Origin of the sequence: Luteococcus sp. H91, from assembly GCF_038433135.1 — a bacterium.
Taxonomy (GTDB): domain Bacteria; phylum Actinomycetota; class Actinomycetes; order Propionibacteriales; family Propionibacteriaceae; genus Luteococcus.
Map to the genome: position 1 here is coordinate 13,981 of NZ_JBCDMV010000034.1, position 17,198 is coordinate 31,178.

Here is a 17,198-nt window from a genome sequence, read left to right on the forward strand (position 1 = left end):
GTGCGATCGCACCAGCGGGGGAAGTCTCGCAGCGCGTCGGAGTGGTATGTCATCGTGTTCGCGCTCATTCTTGGCGGTGCCATGGCCGTCTCGGCAGCCAGCCGGGTGGCGGTGCCGATCATCTTGCTGACACCGTCGCTTGTCCCGCTGGCGATGTCAGCCCTCCTGTCGGCCATCCTGGCGGCTGGAGCCTTCCTGGCATGGGTCTTCGGCCCCCTGTCCGTCAGCGGCGCCGAGGTCTCCTGGATCCTGTCAAGCAGGCTGGACCGCGGCGAGTTGTTGCACCAACCCTTCTGGCGATTGGCGCTGGTGACGGTTGTCGCGGGTGCCGTGTTGGGAGCGTCGGTTTGGGCGCTGGTCAGCCCGGAGCCCGCGTGGATCTTGGTCGTTGTCCTTGCTCCAGGCGTCGCGTCGATTCTCGTCCTGCTGACTCAACAGGGCACTCGCTGGCCACCACTGGCGGGAGTCCTGGTCGCCATCGTCGCCCTCGTGGTGGTGGAGGGGAGTGGTGCTCTGGCGGCTGCGGCGATGGGCATCGTGATCCTTGTGTGTGGGGTGGTGGCATGGTGTCGCTTGGGTCAGATGTCTCGTCATGACCTGGGCCGGGCCGCCGGTGCTGCTGCAGCGCTGCGCGGCAGTGTGACTGGAGCGGACCAAGGCCTGGTCGTGGACCTCATCGTTCGTCGAACTGTCCGGGCACCTCGGCGACGGATCCGCGCGGCCGGACACGGCCGCCTCTGGCTGGCTCAGATGGACATGCGGCGCCTGGTCAACAGGCAACCGTGGCTGCTGCTCGTCTGGGTCGCCGTTGTCGATGGATGCTGCCTGTTTGCCAGTATTGCGGCGCCGGCCTCAGTACCGTGGGCTGGCGCTGGTCTGATGGTTGCACTCACGGCGGTGATGACGATGCGTCGGACCATGCGGCTGTCTGCGGGAGCTCGCAGAAATCTCCCGGTCGGCCGAAGCTGGGAACTTGCCAGTTGCGCTGGAGCCATAGCTGTCGTGGCAGTCAATGTCCTCATCCTGGCCGCTCTCATGACGGCCGGTGGCCGTCCCGCCGTCTGGGCGGTGGCCATGGCTGCCGTCGTGAACGGCTCGGCCTTGTTGGGGGCCTGGCGGATGAGTGACACGGCCGCTCCGGATTTCTCCAGTGGACTGGTCATGACCGAAGCGGGAGCCGTGCCGGCAGGCGCCGCCCTCACCCTGCTGCGCGGGTGGGACGTCGTCGTGATCATCGCGACGGTGGCAAGCGTGCTCTAGTCCAAACCGACGTTCCTCCCGCCGCTGACCGAGCCCCCCCTTCACGGGTAAGGCTGGAGGCGCGTGACATCGATCATCTGCCGAATTGAGGATGTGTCGCAGCCAGACCTGTCGCCAATCGCCATTTTCGTTTACGATTTTCACATGCGCGAGGACGAGATCGACGATGCCCAGATCCAGGCGTGGGCAGATGAAGCAGAGGCTGGCTACGACGTCGAGGCATTGAAGCGTCGCGGTCGCGGTCGCCCCGGTCGGGGCGCAGAACCAATGCAGGTCGTCGCCGTCCGGTTGAGCGCAGATGAGATCGAGGCGCTGGACGCGATCGCCACGCGGGATCAGGTGAGCCGATCCGAGGCCATTCGTCGCGCCCTTGCCCAGTTCGCCGCGTGAACGTCCATCCGAGCGCCCGCAAGCATGGCGTAGACGACGAGGACGCCATCCAAGCGGCCTACTGGGCGCAATGGGTCGAGCCTCTGGAGGACGACGACTGGCCCCACCGAGAGCTGCGGCTCGGCTTCGACACGCGGGTCACCTGCTGGAAACCGTCGTGCTCGTGTTTGAGAGCGGCAACGAGCTGGTCATCCACGCCATGCCAGCGCGCAAGCAGTTCTGGGATCTGTTGCCCTGACGCACGACTGCCGCTGGTCTCGCGCAAGTCCTTGATGTTAATCACCCACATCGGCCACCCCGGCTTGACGAGAATTGCGTTGCTGCTGCACCGGCGGGCCGCCACACTCGTTGCATGTCCAACTCCGCGGAATCCAACGGCTGGAGCCAGCCGCTGACCTTCACCCCGATGACCGCTGATGTGGCCCAGATGATCGCTGACCACTGGAAGTACCCCGCGCCATACGACTTCTATGACGCCACGGCGGACATGGAGGACTACGAAGAGTTCATCACTCCTGCCCAATGGCCCGACCGGTTCTGGCAGGTCCATCACGGCGACGACATCGTGGGCTTCTTCACGGCAGACACACGCGATGACGGTCGCTGCGTAATCAGCCTTGGTCTCCGCCCCGACCTGACAGGAGGCGGCCGGGGCCTCGCCTTCATGCACGCCGCCTTGGCCCTTTTGGAAGAAGAAGGGCTCGCGCAGCGACCGGTCATGCTCAGCGTTGCGGCCTTCAATCAGCGAGCAATCAAGGTTTACGAAGCAGTCGGCTTCACCGCCGTCCGGTCGTACACGCAGCCCACCAACGGCGGCACCTACGACTTCATCGAGATGAAGCTGAACAAGCACTGATCAACACCCGCTCTTGCCGCTGACGTCGCGGGTGTGTGAGCACAGATCATGCCGAGAGTCGGTTGTTTGTAGGGATGGTTGACATGCGTACGTCTTGACGTACGCTTGAGTTATGACCGCTGTTCCTGCCACCACCGCTCGAGCGAACCTCTACCGCCTCATTGACCAGGTCAACGAGGAGTCCGAACCGCTGACCATCACCGGCCAGCGGGGCAACGCCGTGCTCATCGGCGAGGATGACTGGCGGGCGATCCAGGAGACGATCTACCTCGCATCCGTGCCCGGTCTTGCGGCCTCCATTCGTGCGTCCCGCGACGAGGGTATCGAGGCCGGTTCGGAAGAGCTCGACTGGTGAGCACCTGGCGGATCGTCTACTCACGACAGGCACAGAAGGATGCAAGGAAGCTCGCCTCGTCCGGACTGAAGCCGAAGGCGAAGGCGCTGCTCGACGTGATCGCCGAGGACCCCTTCGCGACACCGCCACGCTACGAGAAGCTCGTCGGCGACCTGGCGGGATGCTATTCGCGCCGGATCAACATCCAGCGCCGCCTCGTCTACGAGGTACTGCCGGAAGAGCATGTCGTGCACGTGCTGTGGATGTGGACTCACTACGAGTGATGCGCCGTAGCGAGAAGCGTGCATTCCCGCACATCAGACGCATCTGATCAACGCATGGCCGGCGACCGGCGCCGACCTGAGGCTCTACCGGAGGAGACCAGCCATGGCCAAGGCGATGGATCGTGAGCTTGCAGCACGCCTGCGCGCAGAGTCCGAGGTAACCCGCGACGATGACTACCCGGGCGGCACTCGGCCGGCGCGGCCGAACCGCCCGAAGGTGTACTCCGTGAGGCTCAGTGAACAGGAACAGGAACAGGGCCGGGTGGAGTCCGCAGCAGCAGCGCGACATCTCCCGGCGTCGACATTGGTTCGCTCGTGGATCCTCGATCGACTGGATGCAGAGAAGATCGCTTGACGTCCTCGGCTGTCAAACGGGCAAGAATCCGGCTCAACAGCCGGCTGGGTCAGGGGCGTCGGAGCACCTCAAGTGGTGCCTCCTCGCGGTCGTGCGCCCCGGAATCGACGCGGTCCAGCAGCCACATCGCGCACCGTACGTGATCGGCTCGGGTTGGCAGTGCGAGATCATCGACTGCTTCGCCTTGTTCGCGGAGCCAGGCGTTCACCTCGCCCCAGAGCCACAGGCCGCCACCGGCCAGATTGAAAGGTTCCGGGAATGGCTTCAGGCGGTGCCGTTCGCCGCGAATCCATAGGCCAACGCCTTGCGGAGTGCGACCACTGCGCAGGGCGATGGCCTTACGGTTGACCAGATCGGGGCGTAGCTCACGCACTCGGACCCCCAGGGCTTCCAGCTGGTGGACGGCGCCTCGAAAGGCTAGTTCAGCGGAGCTGCCCTCAGCGGTGAGGATGATCTCGGTGATCGGGCCATGGCCGCCGATGCTGGCGTCCAGCGAATCGAGCACCGCGCCTTCGGTTCGCTCGTTCAGCGGGTCTGTTGCAACGATGAACTCGTAGAACGTCATGGACACCCCCTAACTCTGTTTCCGATGTGAAACAGCCTACGGAACAGCTCATGAGTATCGGGGCAATGCTCGAGATTGCGCAGCAGTCGCTTGGCGGTGTTCCCGGGATTGGCCGGTGTGCTGGGAATCGGAATTCCTCGGCCACCCGCGGAGCGAGGACACGGGCAGTAGAGGCGATACCCGTGGCCCTGCTTGCGGACCTTCCAGCCGAACTCCCGACCCATTCTGTTGACCGCCCGATACACCTCGGGTGGCAAGCTTCGTTGCAGGTCGGCTGGGTTCAGATCCTCCGGCATGTCACTGCTCCTGCAGCACACCTTGGAGCAGGGGCCACAGGGCGTCGCCGTCGGGGGCCTGCACCACCGGCGCGGTCTCCGGGCTCCAGGTGACGTGGTCGTCGTCGCGCAGCACCGTGGTGGAGCCGTGCGCCAGCACCTGCTCGGTCATCGACAGCTCGCGGATCGCGATGGCGCGCACCCGGTCGGGCTGCAGCTCGGCGAACTCCCCGTACAGGCTGGGATCGTGCTGGCCGTCGTCGCCCACCAGCACCCACTTCACGTTGGGGAAGTCGCGGGCCAGCTCGCGCAGCGACTGGCGCTTGTGATCGGGGCCGCTGCGGAACCAGCCGGTATTGGTGGGGCCCCAGTCGGTCAGCAGCATCGCGCCGCGCGGGAAGCCGTGCCGCTCCAGGAAGCGGTTCAGGAAGGCGTGGGTGTTCCAGGAGCCCGTCGAGACGTAGATCACCGGGGCGCCGGGATGCTCCGCCAAGAGCTGCTGGTACATCCGGGCCATTCCGGGCACCGCCCGTCGTCCCTCCTCCGTGACGACGAAGGAATTCCAGGCCGCGATGAACAGTCGCGGCAGGGAGGTGGAGATCACCGTGTCATCCAGGTCGCTGACCAGCCCGAAGGTCTCCTCGCTGGAGACCACCTGGATCGGCGCCTTCTTCACCCGGCCGTCGCGGGTGATGATCTCCGCCTCGTGCTGGCCCGGTTCCAGCCCCTCCATCGCCAGCCGGACATCCACATAGCCGCTGCGATCCGCCCGCACGTCCACGCTGGAGCCGTGCAGTTGCACGGTCACCTCGGCGCGCGGCACGGGGGCGGCGACGAAATTTCGCCAACCGCGCTGGCTGAGGAAGGAGTCCGCCGCCATGCCCAGCTGGGTCTGCGGCTGCGCGGGGCGCAGCACGACGCGGGCGAGCACCCGCACATGGCTGCTGGTGCCGTAGCCCATGTAGGGGATCACGCTTGGGCGCCAGTGGGACTTCTCCAGCTGTGAGTTCACTCGTCGGATCAGGAATTCCTCGGCGCGTGCCCCGATGAACGGTCTGGTCGACATGCGACGAACTGTACCGACATGGGAGCATGGGCGGGTGAATCCCGTCAGCCTGCCCACCGACCTGCGCCGTGAGATCGACGACTGCGGCTACTTTCCCGAGTTCATCGCGGACTCCGTGGCGCTGGCGCTGGGCGACGAGCGGGTGGTCAGCCACCTGGTGCATCACGAGGCGAGCTTTGCCAATGACCAGATCTCCCGCCATGTCACGGTGATCGTGGTCACCCAGAGCCGGCTGCTGGTGGTGCACACCGACGACGGTCCGGCGACGGACGCGCTCGGGCGACCCACCCCGGCCGGGCAGGCGATCACCTCCTGCGAGGCGATGCCGCTGAGCAATCTCGGCCAGGTCTCCCTGTCGCGGTCGGTCTCCGCACCTCAGCACTACGGCACCGAGCAGTCGCAGGTGATCGAGACCTGGCTGACGCTGGGGTGGGGCACCATGCGTCGGCTGGATCTGGAACCCGCCAGCTGCGCCGATCCCACCTGCGAGGCCGACCACGGCTACACCGGCAACATGGTGGGCGACGACATCACCATCAGGATGAGCGCCGCCGCCGACGGTGCGGACAAGGTGACCCGACTGGTGGACTTCGCAACCGGCCTGCAGCGGCTGACCGGCCGAGCGCAATGATCCTGCCCGACGACTTCGTCCTGCCCCGCTACGGGCGCTCGACGCTGAGCGACCTGCTGCCCGCCATCGGCGCCCACCTGGGCGTGCCCGGCTGTCTCGACGAGCCGCTGGGGCTGCCGTCGGCCCAGCGCTATGTGCTGCTGCTGGTGGACGGCCTGGGGCACCACCTGCTGCAGGCGTCGCTGCGGCACACCGAGTACTTCGCGGAGGTCTTCGGCGACGCGATCACCCTGACCAGCGGCGTGCCGTCCACCACCGCCACCTCGCTCACCTGCCTGGGTACTGGTCTGACCCCCGGCGAGCACGGCATGGCCGGCTACGCCTTCCTGGATCCGACCGGCAGCCATGCGATGAATGCGCTGACCTGGGAGGGCGGCCCGGACGATCCGGTCGCCTTCCAGCCGAAGGACACCATGTTCGAGCGGGCGGCCGCAGCGGGCGTCGCCGTCGGTACCGTCGCACCGGCCCGCTTCGAGGGCTCCGGGCTGACCTGCGCGGCGCTGCGCGGCCCGGATTTCCGTGGCTGCGACGAGGCCCAGGCCGACGAGCGCATCCGGTTGACCGTCGAGGCGAGCCGCCGTGGGGAACGCAGCTTGGTCTATGTCTATGAACGATCGCTGGACCACACCGGCCATGGCCAGGGCGTCGCCTCCCAGGCCTGGTTGGACACCCTGACCAGCGTCGATGACTTCGCCGGGAGGCTGCGCGACGCGCTGGACGACGACGTCTGCCTGTTGGTCACCGGCGACCATGGCATGATCGACGTCCCCGCCGAGCGGCACATCTTGGTGGAGGACCACCCGTCGCTGTTGCGCGGGGTGGAGCTGTTGGCCGGCGAGGGTCGGCTGCGCCAGCTGTGGGTGGCCAATGCCGAGGATGGCGGGTCGCAGAAGGTGGCCCGCCGCTGGGCAACCGAGCTGGGGGAGCGCGCGGTGGTGGCCACCCGCGACGAGGCGATCGGGGACGGCTGGTTCGGACCGGTCGACGCCAGCCTGCGCGGCCGCTTCGGCGACGTGCTGGTGGCGATGCGGGAGGACTGGGCCGTGATGTCCCGCGCCCTGGAACGGGAGCTCTCACTGGTGGGCCAGCACGGTTCCCTGACCGCGCGCGAGATGACGGTGCCGCTGCTGGTGGACCATCCGGCCAGCTGGTGACAGGATGTCAACCGGCCAAGGGAATGACTGTGACAAGGGGGAATGGGTGTGGCTGAGCTGGTCTTCTTCACCGGGCCGATGGACTGTGGCAAATCCACCCTGGCCCTGCAGATGGACTACACCCAGAGCACTCACGACCGGGTAGGGCAGCTCTTCACCCGCTTCGATCGCGCCGGGGAGGCGGTGATCACCAGCCGGATCGGGCTCTCCCGGGCCGCGATCGAGGTGGACGACGAGTTCAACTTCTGGGCGCATGTGATCTCCCACCTCACCGCCGGTGGGCGGCTGGACTACGTCATCTGCGACGAGACCCAGTTCTTCGTCCCCGGACAGATCGACGAACTGGCCCGGATCGTCGACGAGCTCGGCATCGACGTCTTCGCCTTCGGCATCCTCTCCGATTTCCGCACCGAGATGTTCCCGGGCTCCAAGCGGTTGGTGGAACTGGCCGACCGCGTGGAACAGCTGCAGGTGCAACCGCTGTGCTGGTGCGGTGAGCGCGCCACCCACAATGCCCGCACCGTCGACGGGGTGATGGTGACCGAGGGCAGTCAGGTGGCCGTCGGTGACGTCGCCGGCACCCACACCGGCCCACAGCCCACCATCCGCTATGAGGTGCTGTGCCGCAAGCACCACCGCCAGCAGCTGACCAAGGCGCGCTCCGGCCAGGAGCTGCACCCCGACCAGCTGCCCTTCGACAATCCCTCCGCGGACAGGCAGGAGCCGTGATGAATCCACTGATCAGTGCGCCGGAGCTGGCCGAGCTGCTGGGCGGGCCAACCCCGCCCGTGGTGCTGGACGTGCACTACCAGCTGGGCCAGCCCGGCTGGGGCCGCGAGCAGTACGACGCGGGTCACGTGCCCGGCGCGCACTTCGTCGACGTGGAGACCGAGCTGTCCGCCCACCGCCCCGACGGGCGCGGAGGGCGGCACCCGCTGCCGTCGGCTGCGGACTTCCAGAGCGCAATGCGCCGTTGCGGCGTCACCCGGACGGGCGTCGTGGTGGTGCTGGACCAGGGCAGCATGCTGGCCGCCGGTCGGTTGTGGTGGCTGCTGCGTCACCACGGCCAGGATTATGTCCGCGTGCTCGACGGTGGAATGGCGGCCTGGCTGGCCGGCGGGGGAGAGGTCACCACCGAACCCGCCCCGGCCGGTGACGGGGACTTCGTCGCCGGCCCCGGCAGGATGCCCACCGTCGACGCCGACGCGCTGCCCGACGAACTTCGCCGAGGGCGGCAGCTCTTCGACGTGCGCGCCCCGGAGCGCTACCGGGGGGAGGCTGAGCCGATTGACCCGGTGGCCGGGCACATCCCCGGTGCCCAGAACCTGCCGGCGTCGCGGCTGATGTCACCTGAGGGCGGTTTTCTGCCGGTCGCGGAACTGCGGCGCGTCCTTGCCCAGGTGCGGCCGGGTGATGTGGTGAGCTGCGGATCGGGTCTGACCGCAAGTCAGGTTGCGTTGGCCTGTGAGGCGGCAGGCACCTCCGCGGTGGCGATCTACCCCGGCTCCTGGTCCGACTGGATCACCGACCCGGAACACCCGGTGGTGACCGGAGCTTCGCCGACCTGACAAACTGGGAGCCGAACCAGCTTCCCCACTGTTTTGCAATGCCGCCGCAGTGACAAATTGTTGCTCCCGGTGGAAGATGGAACAGACGCCCGGCCCAGGCCCGCGTCGAGCGACGAGAAAGGACGCAGCGTGATCCCACGCGAGGAACCCGGCCCGATCATCAACGGCCTGCCGACCAACCTGCCGGACACCGATCCGCAGGAGACCTCCGAGTGGCTCGAGTCCCTCGACGGCATCATCGACGAGGGGGGTCGCAACCGCGCTCGCTACGTCATGCTGAAGCTGCTGGAGCGTTCCCGCGAGCGCCAGATCGGCGTGCCGTCGCTGACCAGCACCGACTATGTGAACACCATCCCGGCCGCCAGTGAGCCGGCCTACCCGGGCGACGAGACCCTGGAGCGCGGCTACCGCCGCCTGCTGCGCTGGAATGCCGCCATGACGGTGCACCGCGCCCAGCGCCCCGGCATCGGCGTCGGTGGCCACATCGCCTCCTATGCCTCGGCTGCGACCCTCTACGAGGTGGGCCTGAACCACTTCTGGCGCGGCCAGGACCACCCCGGTGGTGGCGACCAGATCTTCTTCCAGGGCCACGCCAGCCCCGGCATGTACGCCCGCGCCTTCCTGGAGGGTCGCCTCTCCGAGACCGATCTGGACGGCTTCCGCCAGGAGAAGAGCCACGTCGTCGACGGCCAGCTGCGCGCCCTGCCCAGCTACCCGCACCCGCGTCAGCTCGCCAACTTCTGGCAGTTCCCGACGGTGAGCATGGGCATCGGCCCGATGAATGCCATCTACCAGGCGCAGTTCAACCGCTACCTGCACAACCGTGGCATCAAGGACACCTCCGACCAGCGCGTCTGGGCCTTCCTGGGCGACGGCGAGATGGACGAGCCCGAGTCGCGCGGCATCCTGCAGCTGGCCGCCAACGAGAACCTGGACAACCTGACCTTCGTCGTCAACTGCAACCTGCAGCGGCTCGACGGCCCGGTGCGCGGCAACGGCAAGATCATCCAGGAGCTGGAGGCCTTCTTCCGCGGCGCTGGCTGGAATGTGATCAAGGTGATCTGGGGACGCGAGTGGGACCAGCTGCTGGCCAATGACACCGACGGTGCCCTGGTCAACCTGATGAATGCCACGCCCGACGGCGACTACCAGACCTTCAAGGCCAATGACGGCGCCTACGTCCGTGAGCACTTCTTCGGTCGCGATCCCCGCACCGCGGCGATGGTGGCCGACTGGTCCGACGACCAGGTCTGGAACCTGAAGCGCGGCGGCCACGACTACCAGAAGGTCTACGCCGCCTACAAGAGCGCCACCGAGTTCACCGGCGCGCCCACCGTGATCCTGGCCCAGACCATCAAGGGCTACTTCCTGGGCACCCACTTCGCCGGCCGCAATGCCACGCACCAGATGAAGAAGATGGCGCTGGATGACCTGAAGGGCTTCCGCGACCGGCTGCAGATGCCGATCACCGACGCCCAGCTGGAGGAGAACCCCTATCAGCCGCCGTACATCAACCCGGGTCCGGAGGATCCGCGGATCAAGTACATGCTGGAGCGCCGCCGTGAGCTGGGGGGCTACATCCCCGAGCGTCGCCACACCCCCAAGAAGCAGCTCAAGCTGCCGGAGGAGAAGGCCTACGCGGGGGTGAAGAAGGGTTCCGGAAACCAGCAGATCGCCACCACCATGGCCTTCGTCCGGTTGCTGAAGGACCTGATGCGGGACAAGGAGTTTGCGCCGCACGTGGTGCCGATCATCCCCGACGAGGCCCGCACCTTCGGCATGGACTCGTTCTTCCCGACGATCAAGATCTACAACCCCAATGGCCAGAACTACACCCCGGTGGACCACGAGCTGATGCTCAGCTACCGGGAGGCCACCAACGGTCAGATCCTGCACATGGGCATCAACGAGGCCGGTTCGGTGGGCGCCTTCACGGCGGCTGCCACCAGCTACTCCACCCATGGCGTGCCGATGGTGCCGATCTACATCTTCTACTCGATGTTCGGCTTCCAGCGCACCGGCGACTCCATCTGGGCGGCCGCCGACCAGCTGGGCCGGGGCTTCCTGATCGGCGCCACCGCCGGCCGCACCACCCTGACCGGTGAGGGTACCCAGCACATGGACGGGCACAGCCCGCTGCTGGCCGCCACCAATACCGCGGTGAAGGCCTATGACCCGGCCTACGCCTACGAGATCGCGCACATCGTCAAGCACGGTCTTGAGGAGATGTACGGCGACGACCCGAATGACGTCATCTACTACCTGACGGTCTACAACGAGCCGATCGTGATGCCCAAGGAGCCGGAGGACATCGACGCCGAGGGCATCGTCAAGGGGATGTACCTGCTCAAGGAGGGCTCCTTCGAGGGCGTCGGCGAGGATGCTCGTCGGGCGCAGCTGCTCGCCTCGGGCGTCGGCGTGCCGTGGGCCCTCGAGGCGCAGGAGCTGCTGAAGAAGGACTTCGGCGTGGTGGCCGACGTGTGGAGCGTCACCAGCTGGGGCGAGCTGCGCCACGACGGCCTGGCCTGCGACGAGCACAACTTCCTGCACCCCGACCAGGACAAGCGGGTGCCCTATGTCACCCAGCGCCTGGAGGGACGCCCCGGCCCGGTGGTCGCCGTCAGCGACTACATGCGCCAGGTGCAGGACCAGATCTCCAACTGGGTGCCCGGTGACTTCACCAGCCTGGGCGCGGACGGCTTCGGCTTCTCTGACACCCGTCAGGCGGCGCGTCGCTTCTTCCACATCGACGGACCCTCGATCGCCGTGCGGGCGCTGCAGCAGCTGGCCGCCAAGGGCGAGGTTCCCGCCGAGTGGCCCTTGCAGGCCGCGCAGAAGTACAACCTGCTGGACGTGAACGCCGGCACCTCCGGCAATGCGGGGGGCGACGCCTGAACCAGCTGGGCGGACTGGCCTGACGGTGCCCGCCTCCCCGAGCAGGGGAGGCGGGCACCGTCGTGTTTCTCCAGACTTGGAGGGGGCGCTGGCACCTTCACCGGCCGATCTGGCAGTCTTGTCACCAACAAAGGCGCCGGGACCAGCCCGGCCGGGCAGGAAAGTGGGAATTGACGGTGGAAACCGCGGCGCAGCCGGGGCGCACGAACGAAGACCTGCGGATGGCACAGATGGGCCTCAGCGAGGGCATGGTGGTGCAGGAGATCGGCTGGGATTCCGACGTCGATGAAGACCTGCGCAACGCGATGATGGATGCCATCGACGCGGACCTGGTCGAGGAAGCCATCGAGGCGGTCGACATGGTGCTGCTGTGGTGGCGCGACGAGGACGGCGACGTGGTCGACGGACTGGTCGATTCCCTCACCGACCTGGCCAAGGGCGGCGTGATCTGGCTGATGACCCCCAAGGTGGGACGCGACGGCTACGTGGACCCGGCAGACCTGGCCGAGGGTGCCCGCACCGCCGGCCTGGCACTGACCAGCCCCACCAACCTGTCGAAGGACTGGCAGGGCCACCGGATCGTGCGGCCCAAGGGCAAGAAGCAGTAGTCGGACCCGCTCACGCGGTGATGTCGAATTCCTTGAGCTTCTTGCGGTCGCGCTTGCTGCCGGCAGCCTGCAGGGCGAGCAGTTCGGCGTAGATCCCGCCCGTCGTGGCCAACTCGGCGGGGGTGCCGATCTCGTCCACCCGGCCGTCGCGCAGCGTGACGACCCGGTCCACCGACGCGATGGTGCTCAACCGGTGCGCGATGATCACGCTGGTCCGGCCGTGCATCAGCCGGTCCAGACCCTCCTGCACCAGCCGTTCACTCTTGGAGTCCAGCGCGCTGGTGGCCTCGTCGAGCACCAGGATCGGCGCGTCCTTCAGCATGGCCCGGGCGACGGCGATCCGCTGCTTCTGCCCGCCGGAGAGCTTCAGGCCACGCTCACCGATCAGGGTGTCGTAGCCGTCCTCGAAGCCCATGATGAAGGCGTGCGCATTGGCCTCCCGGGCGGCCTGCTGGATCTGCTCGTCGGTGGCCTGCGGGTTGGCGTAGGCGATGTTCTCCCGGATGGTGCCGCTGAACAGGCTGGCGTCCTGGAAGACGACGCCGACGCTGCCGCGCAGCAGCTCGGTGGGGGTCTCGGTGATGGCGTGCCCTGCCACCCGCACCTGGCCGCGGTCCAGCTCGTAGAGCCCCAGCAGCAGACTGACCAGGGTGGTCTTGCCGCCGCCGGATTCCCCGACGAAGGCCACCCGCTCCCCCTGGCCGATCGCGAAGCTGACGTCGTGCAGCACCTCGTGCCCGTCCTCGTAGCCGAAACTGGCGTCGTCGAACTGGATCATCGGCTCGTCGGCATCCAGCACCCGCGGCGCGGCCACGACGGGTGCCGCCAGCGCGTCGCGTTCCTGCGGCTCGGCCATCACCTGGAAGTAGTCCCGGCTACCGGCGATGGCGCGCTGGGCGGTGTCCACCAGGTAGCTCATCATCATTGCCGGCTGCTTGGCCAGGTTGACCAGCTGGATCAGCAGCACCATCACGCCCACGGTGAAGGCGCCCTGCATGGTGCGGACGAAGATCAGGGCGTAGACGCCGAAGAAGATGAGGTTCATCGCGCCGCGTCGGGCGGCATCCATCGAGTGCCAGTAGCGCGACTGCTGCTGCGTGAGCCCGACGGTGGCGTCGTAGTGCTCACCGAAGGTCGCGAGCTCGCGCTTCTCCTGGACGAAGGACTTCACGACGCGGATCTGGCCGATCACCTCCGCGAAGCGGCCGCCCGCAATGTCGACGTGGGTGTTCTTCTCGCCCTCCAGCCGCTGCCACTTCTTGCTGGTCAGCGTCGTCAGCCACATGTAGGTGGGGAAGATGATCAGCAGCAGCAGCGAGATCCACGGCGAGTACCAGGCGGTGATCGCCAGCGAGGCCACCAGGGTGAGCAGCATCGGGAAGAAGTTGTTGCTGAAGCTCTGCAGGAACTGCGTCGTCTCGGTGATGGAGCGCTGCAGCCGGCTGATGATGGTGCCGGTCAGCGCCGTGTCGTAGTAGCGCTGGGGGAGCGTGAGCAGCTTGTGGAAGTAGCGCTGGCTGAGCCGGGCGCGCAGCCGGGCGGCCATCACGTCGCCCAGGTAGCCGCCGACATTGCTGATCAGCGTGTTGGCCAGGTCTGCGGCCAACAGCGCCACGGCCAGCCAGATCACCACCGCGATCCCGCGGCCCTGGCCCTGCAGGCTGGCGACCACCTCATCGGTGGCGGCCTTGATGATGAACGGCGTTGCCAGGCCGGTGGCGGCGGTCAGCACCGAGCAGATGATGATGCCGGTGTAGTACCAGCGCAGTTCTTTGACTGCGGCGAGGATGCGGACAAGACTGCGCACGAACATTCTCCAGATGTATTGATTGTCATCGATCTGTCGACGACAAACTCAGTCTACGCGAGCCTGACATAGGCTCATGCCATGGACGAGAGCAGCGTGCGCGTCGCCCTGGCGCAGATCAGTTCCAGCGATGACCCCGGGATGAACCTGCAGCGGATCCGGGAGCAGGCGGCCCGGGCCGCGGAACAAGGTGCCCGGCTGGTGGTCTTCCCGGAGGCCACCATGGCCAATTTCACCGTCAACCCGAAGACCGTCGCGGAGCCGCTGGACGGACCCTTCGCCTCGGCGGTGCGTGGCATCGCCCGTCGGCAGGGCGTGGCGCTTGCGGTGGGCATGTTCACCCCCGCCCACGATGGTCGGGTGCACAACACCCTGCTGCTCACCGACGGGAAAGGCTTGGACAAGCACTACGACAAGATCCACCTCTACGACGCCTTCACCACCCGTGAGTCCAAGACCGTGGCGCCGGGGGAGCGGACGGTGGTGGTGGAGGCTCTGGGCATCCGGATCGGGCTGGCGATCTGCTACGACGTGCGCTTCGCCGCCCAGTTCACCGAGCTGGGCAGGCAGGGGGCCGACGTGGTCTGCCTGCCCGCGTCGTGGAATGACGGGCCGCGCAAGGTGGAGCAGTGGGAGCTGCTGGCGCGCGCCCGCGCGATGGATGCCCAGGCCTACCTGCTGGCCTGCGACCAGGCCGCCCAGGACACCGGCGGCAAGAAGCCGCTCGGCGTGGGGCATTCCCTGGTGGCCGGGCCGCTGGGCGAAGTGGTGGCCGCGGCTGGGGACGATCCGGAGCTGCTGGTGGTCGATCTGGATCTGGCTGCCGTCGGCAAGGCCCGCGAGGCCGTCCCGATCCTGCGTTAGCTCTCGCCGTGGAGGTGACCGGGCAGCCAGATCGCTTCCCATTCGGGGATCTCCTGCGCCATGTGTGGCGGGCGAACCGGCGGCTCGGAGGCCAGCCAGTACTGACCAGCGTCGCGTCGCAGGTAGCCGTAGTTGACCAGTTCGCGACGCCAGAAGGCGTGGTCCTCGACGACGGTGTTGAGCACTTCGTTGACCCGAACTTCCGGGTAGGTGGTCCCGGCCTGGAAGAGCGAGACCAGATGCAGCAGCACGGACGCGCGGGCCTTGCGTCGGGCCGGGAACTGCATGAGACGACCATGCCGAATGAAGCGGTCGATCACCTTCTGGTGCTCGGATTGCGCCCGTGTCCACCGCTCATCATGGTGGTGTCCACCTGCGAGCTCCGCATGAGCGGCGGTGTAGTTCTGCCCAGTTTCGCGCATCCGCTTGCGCACCAGTTGCTTGAAGTCGCTGTCCTTGGTCATGTCTTCCCCACTGCGCAGCGCGTCCCCAGCACGGCACCGCAGTTCAAAGAACGACGACAGGATCAACGCACCCGAGGATCTGCTCCCCTTCGCCACGGCGCGGGAGCTGGGGTCCTCGCGGGGCTCGGCGTCAGGCGCGCCGTCAGCAGCACTCTGCCACAGACGGCGCGCCCGGCCAAGTGAAATGCCCCCCGGGGACCTTGCTTCCGCACATGCCCATGGGAATTACCCTCATCGGGGCGCCCCGAGTGCGGTATCATTTGATGTAGATGGGAGGCGCCCCCGCTCCGCGGGGGGACGGCCTCCCATCGCACTATGGCGGCGGATTGAGGGCGATCTGTTCCAAGTCGACTCCGTCACTGAAGAATGACCCACAGCTGACTGATCGGGTACTTGCCACGGTCATGGTGATAAGTGGCTCTTCACAGATGAGGGTGTAGGTCGGTAGCGGCACCCGGTTGGTGACAGGGGTCGAGGTCCCCTGATGATGGAAGTTCTCACGCTCGCCATCCAGAAGACCTCGACATGGACCACGCTATCTTCACCACGCCTGACCTGACCACGTTCTGCCAGCTTGAGGACCTCGGTCTGAGGGTCGTGGGTCAGCACCTGACCAGCCAGCGTGCCCTGCTGGCTTGCCGCCCGCTCGAACCAGATCCTGGTGCCATCGTTGCGGCTGTCACGGATCACCGCGTGACAGCGTGGTCCGCGAGCTGGCGCATGTCCCGTTCGGCTGGCGTCCCACCACCCTCCAGGTTCGGCTGCGCCGCTACCAATGCACCGGCTGCGGACACGTCTGGCGCCAGAACATCACCGGCGCCGCTTCGCCGCGTTCGTGCTTGTCTCGCGGGGCGTTGCGGTGGGCGCTGGAAGCGTTGGTGGTCAACCACCTGTCCATGACCCGCATCGCTGCCGCGCTCGGCGTGGCATGGAACACCGCCAACGACGCCGTCCTGGCCGAAGGTCGACGACTCCTCATTGACACGCCGGGGCGCCTCGACGGCGTGAGCGTCGTTGGTGTTGATGAGCACGTGTGGCGTCACACCGGCAGCGGTGACAAGTACGTCACCGTGGTCATCGACCTCACGCCAGTCTCCATGGGCACCGGGCCGTCGAGGTTGTTGGCGATGGTCGAGGGGCGCTCGAAGCAGGCGTTCAAGACCTGGCTGTCCGAACAACCCCAAGCCTGGCGCGACGGCATCCGCATCGTCGCGATGGACGGCTTCACCGGCTTCAAAACAGCCGCGGTCGAAGAACTCCCCAAGGCCACCACGGTGATGGATCCCTTCCACGTGATCCGACTGGCCGGCGATGCCATGGATGTCTGCCGTCGTCGCATTCAGGTCGAACTCCACGGCAGCCGAGGCCGCAAGCATCACCCTCTCTACCAAGCCCGCCGAACCTTGCACACCGGCGCCGATCTGTTGACCGACAAGCAATGCCACCGCTTGGATGAGCTGTTCGCCGATGACCGGCATGTCGAGGTCGAAGCCACGTGGAGCGTCTACCAGACCATGATCGCCGCCTACCGCACCACCGCCAAGGCAGAGGGGAAGAAGGCCATGGTCAAGCTCATCGACGCGCTCGGCAAGCCCATCCCCACCGGCCTGGTCGAGGTCGCCAAGTTGGGCCGGACCCTGACCAAGCGCCGTGACGACATCCTCGCGTTCTTCGACCACACCGGCTCCAGCAACGTGTCCCGCGTCAAGCTTTCTGGCAGGCCGGTTATGAGGGCATGATCGGCGTCTAGGGAGCAGGAGGACCCGATCATGGGACGACCACCGGTGTTCAGTCCGGAGACCAAGACCAGGATCGTGTTGAG

17 protein-coding genes and 1 pseudogene are annotated in these 17,198 nt (G+C 67.0%); 14 read left to right on the forward strand and 4 right to left on the reverse strand.

Features of this window, described 5'->3' with window-relative positions; translation table 11 throughout:
- Nucleotides 1-54 precede the first annotated feature (54 nt).
- The 6 genes from AAEX57_RS15060 (at nucleotide 55) to AAEX57_RS15085 (ending at nucleotide 3,479) form a co-directional block, all read left to right on the forward strand.
- Complete coding sequence (locus tag AAEX57_RS15060) at nucleotides 55-1,260, forward strand: DUF6297 family protein (RefSeq protein WP_342093112.1); 1,206 nt, start codon at nucleotides 55-57, stop codon at nucleotides 1,258-1,260.
- Nucleotides 1,261-1,323: 63 nt separating this feature from the next.
- On the forward strand, nucleotides 1,324-1,650 hold the full coding sequence (locus AAEX57_RS15065) for a ribbon-helix-helix domain-containing protein (RefSeq protein WP_342093113.1): 327 nt from the start codon (nucleotides 1,324-1,326) through the stop codon (nucleotides 1,648-1,650).
- A 352-nt stretch (nucleotides 1,651-2,002) separates the two neighbouring features.
- On the forward strand, nucleotides 2,003-2,506 hold the full coding sequence (locus AAEX57_RS15070; protein WP_342093114.1) for a GNAT family N-acetyltransferase: 504 nt from the start codon (nucleotides 2,003-2,005) through the stop codon (nucleotides 2,504-2,506).
- A gap of 112 nt (nucleotides 2,507-2,618) precedes the next feature.
- Nucleotides 2,619-2,861 (forward strand): type II toxin-antitoxin system Phd/YefM family antitoxin, encoded by a 243-nt coding sequence (locus AAEX57_RS15075; protein ID WP_342093115.1) that lies wholly within the window; start codon nucleotides 2,619-2,621, stop codon nucleotides 2,859-2,861.
- Entirely contained in the window at nucleotides 2,858-3,124 is a 267-nt protein-coding gene (locus AAEX57_RS15080; RefSeq protein WP_342093116.1) for a Txe/YoeB family addiction module toxin, read from the forward strand. Before AAEX57_RS15075 ends, AAEX57_RS15080 begins: the two co-directional genes overlap by 4 nt.
- Nucleotides 3,125-3,227: 103 nt before the next feature.
- The gene (locus AAEX57_RS15085) at nucleotides 3,228-3,479 is read left to right on the forward strand and encodes a hypothetical protein (RefSeq protein ID WP_342093117.1); all 252 of its coding nucleotides are present in this window, start codon (nucleotides 3,228-3,230) and stop codon (nucleotides 3,477-3,479) included.
- A 49-nt stretch (nucleotides 3,480-3,528) separates the two neighbouring features.
- On the opposite strand, the gene AAEX57_RS15090 is transcribed toward AAEX57_RS15085, so the two are convergent.
- Both AAEX57_RS15090 and AAEX57_RS15095 read right to left on the reverse strand, forming a co-directional pair.
- The gene (locus AAEX57_RS15090) at nucleotides 3,529-4,044 is read right to left on the reverse strand and encodes a hypothetical protein (protein ID WP_342093118.1); all 516 of its coding nucleotides are present in this window, start codon (nucleotides 4,042-4,044) and stop codon (nucleotides 3,529-3,531) included.
- Between the two features lie 297 nt (nucleotides 4,045-4,341).
- Nucleotides 4,342-5,199: an App1 family protein gene (locus AAEX57_RS15095; protein ID WP_342093127.1), complete on the reverse strand. Its 858-nt coding sequence runs from the start codon at nucleotides 5,197-5,199 to the stop codon at nucleotides 4,342-4,344.
- A gap of 220 nt (nucleotides 5,200-5,419) precedes the next feature.
- Between AAEX57_RS15095 and AAEX57_RS15100 the strand changes: the two genes are divergently transcribed.
- From AAEX57_RS15100 to AAEX57_RS15125, 6 genes are all read left to right on the forward strand, one after another.
- On the forward strand, nucleotides 5,420-6,016 hold the full coding sequence (locus AAEX57_RS15100) for a DUF5998 family protein (protein ID WP_342093119.1): 597 nt from the start codon (nucleotides 5,420-5,422) through the stop codon (nucleotides 6,014-6,016).
- Nucleotides 6,013-7,170 carry an alkaline phosphatase family protein gene (locus AAEX57_RS15105; RefSeq protein WP_342093120.1) on the forward strand — a complete coding sequence of 386 codons (1,158 nt, stop codon included), beginning with the start codon at nucleotides 6,013-6,015 and terminating at the stop codon, nucleotides 7,168-7,170. The genes AAEX57_RS15100 and AAEX57_RS15105 overlap by 4 nt, the downstream gene beginning before the upstream one ends.
- A gap of 48 nt (nucleotides 7,171-7,218) precedes the next feature.
- Entirely contained in the window at nucleotides 7,219-7,899 is a 681-nt protein-coding gene (locus AAEX57_RS15110; RefSeq protein WP_342093128.1) for a thymidine kinase, read from the forward strand.
- Nucleotides 7,899-8,738: a sulfurtransferase gene (locus tag AAEX57_RS15115; RefSeq protein ID WP_342093121.1), complete on the forward strand. Its 840-nt coding sequence runs from the start codon at nucleotides 7,899-7,901 to the stop codon at nucleotides 8,736-8,738. Before AAEX57_RS15110 ends, AAEX57_RS15115 begins: the two co-directional genes overlap by 1 nt.
- 129 nt (nucleotides 8,739-8,867) lie before the next feature.
- The gene (gene aceE / locus AAEX57_RS15120; RefSeq protein ID WP_342093122.1) at nucleotides 8,868-11,633 is read left to right on the forward strand and encodes a pyruvate dehydrogenase (acetyl-transferring), homodimeric type; all 2,766 of its coding nucleotides are present in this window, start codon (nucleotides 8,868-8,870) and stop codon (nucleotides 11,631-11,633) included.
- Between the two features lie 221 nt (nucleotides 11,634-11,854).
- Nucleotides 11,855-12,241, forward strand: coding sequence for a DUF3052 domain-containing protein (locus AAEX57_RS15125; protein ID WP_342093123.1), 387 nt, complete (start codon nucleotides 11,855-11,857; stop codon nucleotides 12,239-12,241).
- A gap of 10 nt (nucleotides 12,242-12,251) precedes the next feature.
- On the opposite strand, the gene AAEX57_RS15130 is transcribed toward AAEX57_RS15125, so the two are convergent.
- Nucleotides 12,252-14,048 (reverse strand): ABC transporter ATP-binding protein, encoded by a 1,797-nt coding sequence (locus tag AAEX57_RS15130; RefSeq protein ID WP_342093124.1) that lies wholly within the window; start codon nucleotides 14,046-14,048, stop codon nucleotides 12,252-12,254.
- A gap of 81 nt (nucleotides 14,049-14,129) precedes the next feature.
- Here AAEX57_RS15130 and AAEX57_RS15135 point away from each other — a divergent pair, with 81 nt between their 5' ends.
- Complete coding sequence (locus AAEX57_RS15135; protein ID WP_342093125.1) at nucleotides 14,130-14,912, forward strand: carbon-nitrogen hydrolase family protein; 783 nt, start codon at nucleotides 14,130-14,132, stop codon at nucleotides 14,910-14,912.
- Here the strand turns inward: AAEX57_RS15135 and AAEX57_RS15140 are convergent.
- Nucleotides 14,909-15,376 (reverse strand): DUF2087 domain-containing protein, encoded by a 468-nt coding sequence (locus AAEX57_RS15140; RefSeq protein WP_342093126.1) that lies wholly within the window; start codon nucleotides 15,374-15,376, stop codon nucleotides 14,909-14,911. The two genes, AAEX57_RS15135 and AAEX57_RS15140, sit on opposite strands and share 4 nt — an antisense overlap.
- A gap of 525 nt (nucleotides 15,377-15,901) precedes the next feature.
- Between AAEX57_RS15140 and AAEX57_RS15145 the strand changes: the two are divergent.
- A pseudogene (locus AAEX57_RS15145) lies at nucleotides 15,902-17,097 on the forward strand (ISL3 family transposase); the annotation flags it as partial.
- Between the last annotated feature and the right edge of the window lie 101 nt (nucleotides 17,098-17,198).

Coding starts and splice junctions, on each gene's coding strand:
- AAEX57_RS15140 (WP_342093126.1), bottom strand. CDS start 15,376: ATGACCAAGGACAGCGACTTCAAGCAACTGGTGCGCAAGCGGATGCGC.
- AAEX57_RS15125 (WP_342093123.1), top strand. CDS start 11,855: ATGGCACAGATGGGCCTCAGCGAGGGCATGGTGGTGCAGGAGATCGGC.
- AAEX57_RS15070 (WP_342093114.1), top strand. CDS start 2,003: ATGTCCAACTCCGCGGAATCCAACGGCTGGAGCCAGCCGCTGACCTTC.
- AAEX57_RS15135 (WP_342093125.1), top strand. CDS start 14,130: ATGGACGAGAGCAGCGTGCGCGTCGCCCTGGCGCAGATCAGTTCCAGC.
- AAEX57_RS15095 (WP_342093127.1), bottom strand. CDS start 5,199: ATGGCGGCGGACTCCTTCCTCAGCCAGCGCGGTTGGCGAAATTTCGTC.
- AAEX57_RS15085 (WP_342093117.1), top strand. CDS start 3,228: ATGGCCAAGGCGATGGATCGTGAGCTTGCAGCACGCCTGCGCGCAGAG.
- AAEX57_RS15090 (WP_342093118.1), bottom strand. CDS start 4,044: ATGACGTTCTACGAGTTCATCGTTGCAACAGACCCGCTGAACGAGCGA.
- AAEX57_RS15105 (WP_342093120.1), top strand. CDS start 6,013: ATGATCCTGCCCGACGACTTCGTCCTGCCCCGCTACGGGCGCTCGACG.
- AAEX57_RS15075 (WP_342093115.1), top strand. CDS start 2,619: ATGACCGCTGTTCCTGCCACCACCGCTCGAGCGAACCTCTACCGCCTC.
- AAEX57_RS15115 (WP_342093121.1), top strand. CDS start 7,899: ATGAATCCACTGATCAGTGCGCCGGAGCTGGCCGAGCTGCTGGGCGGG.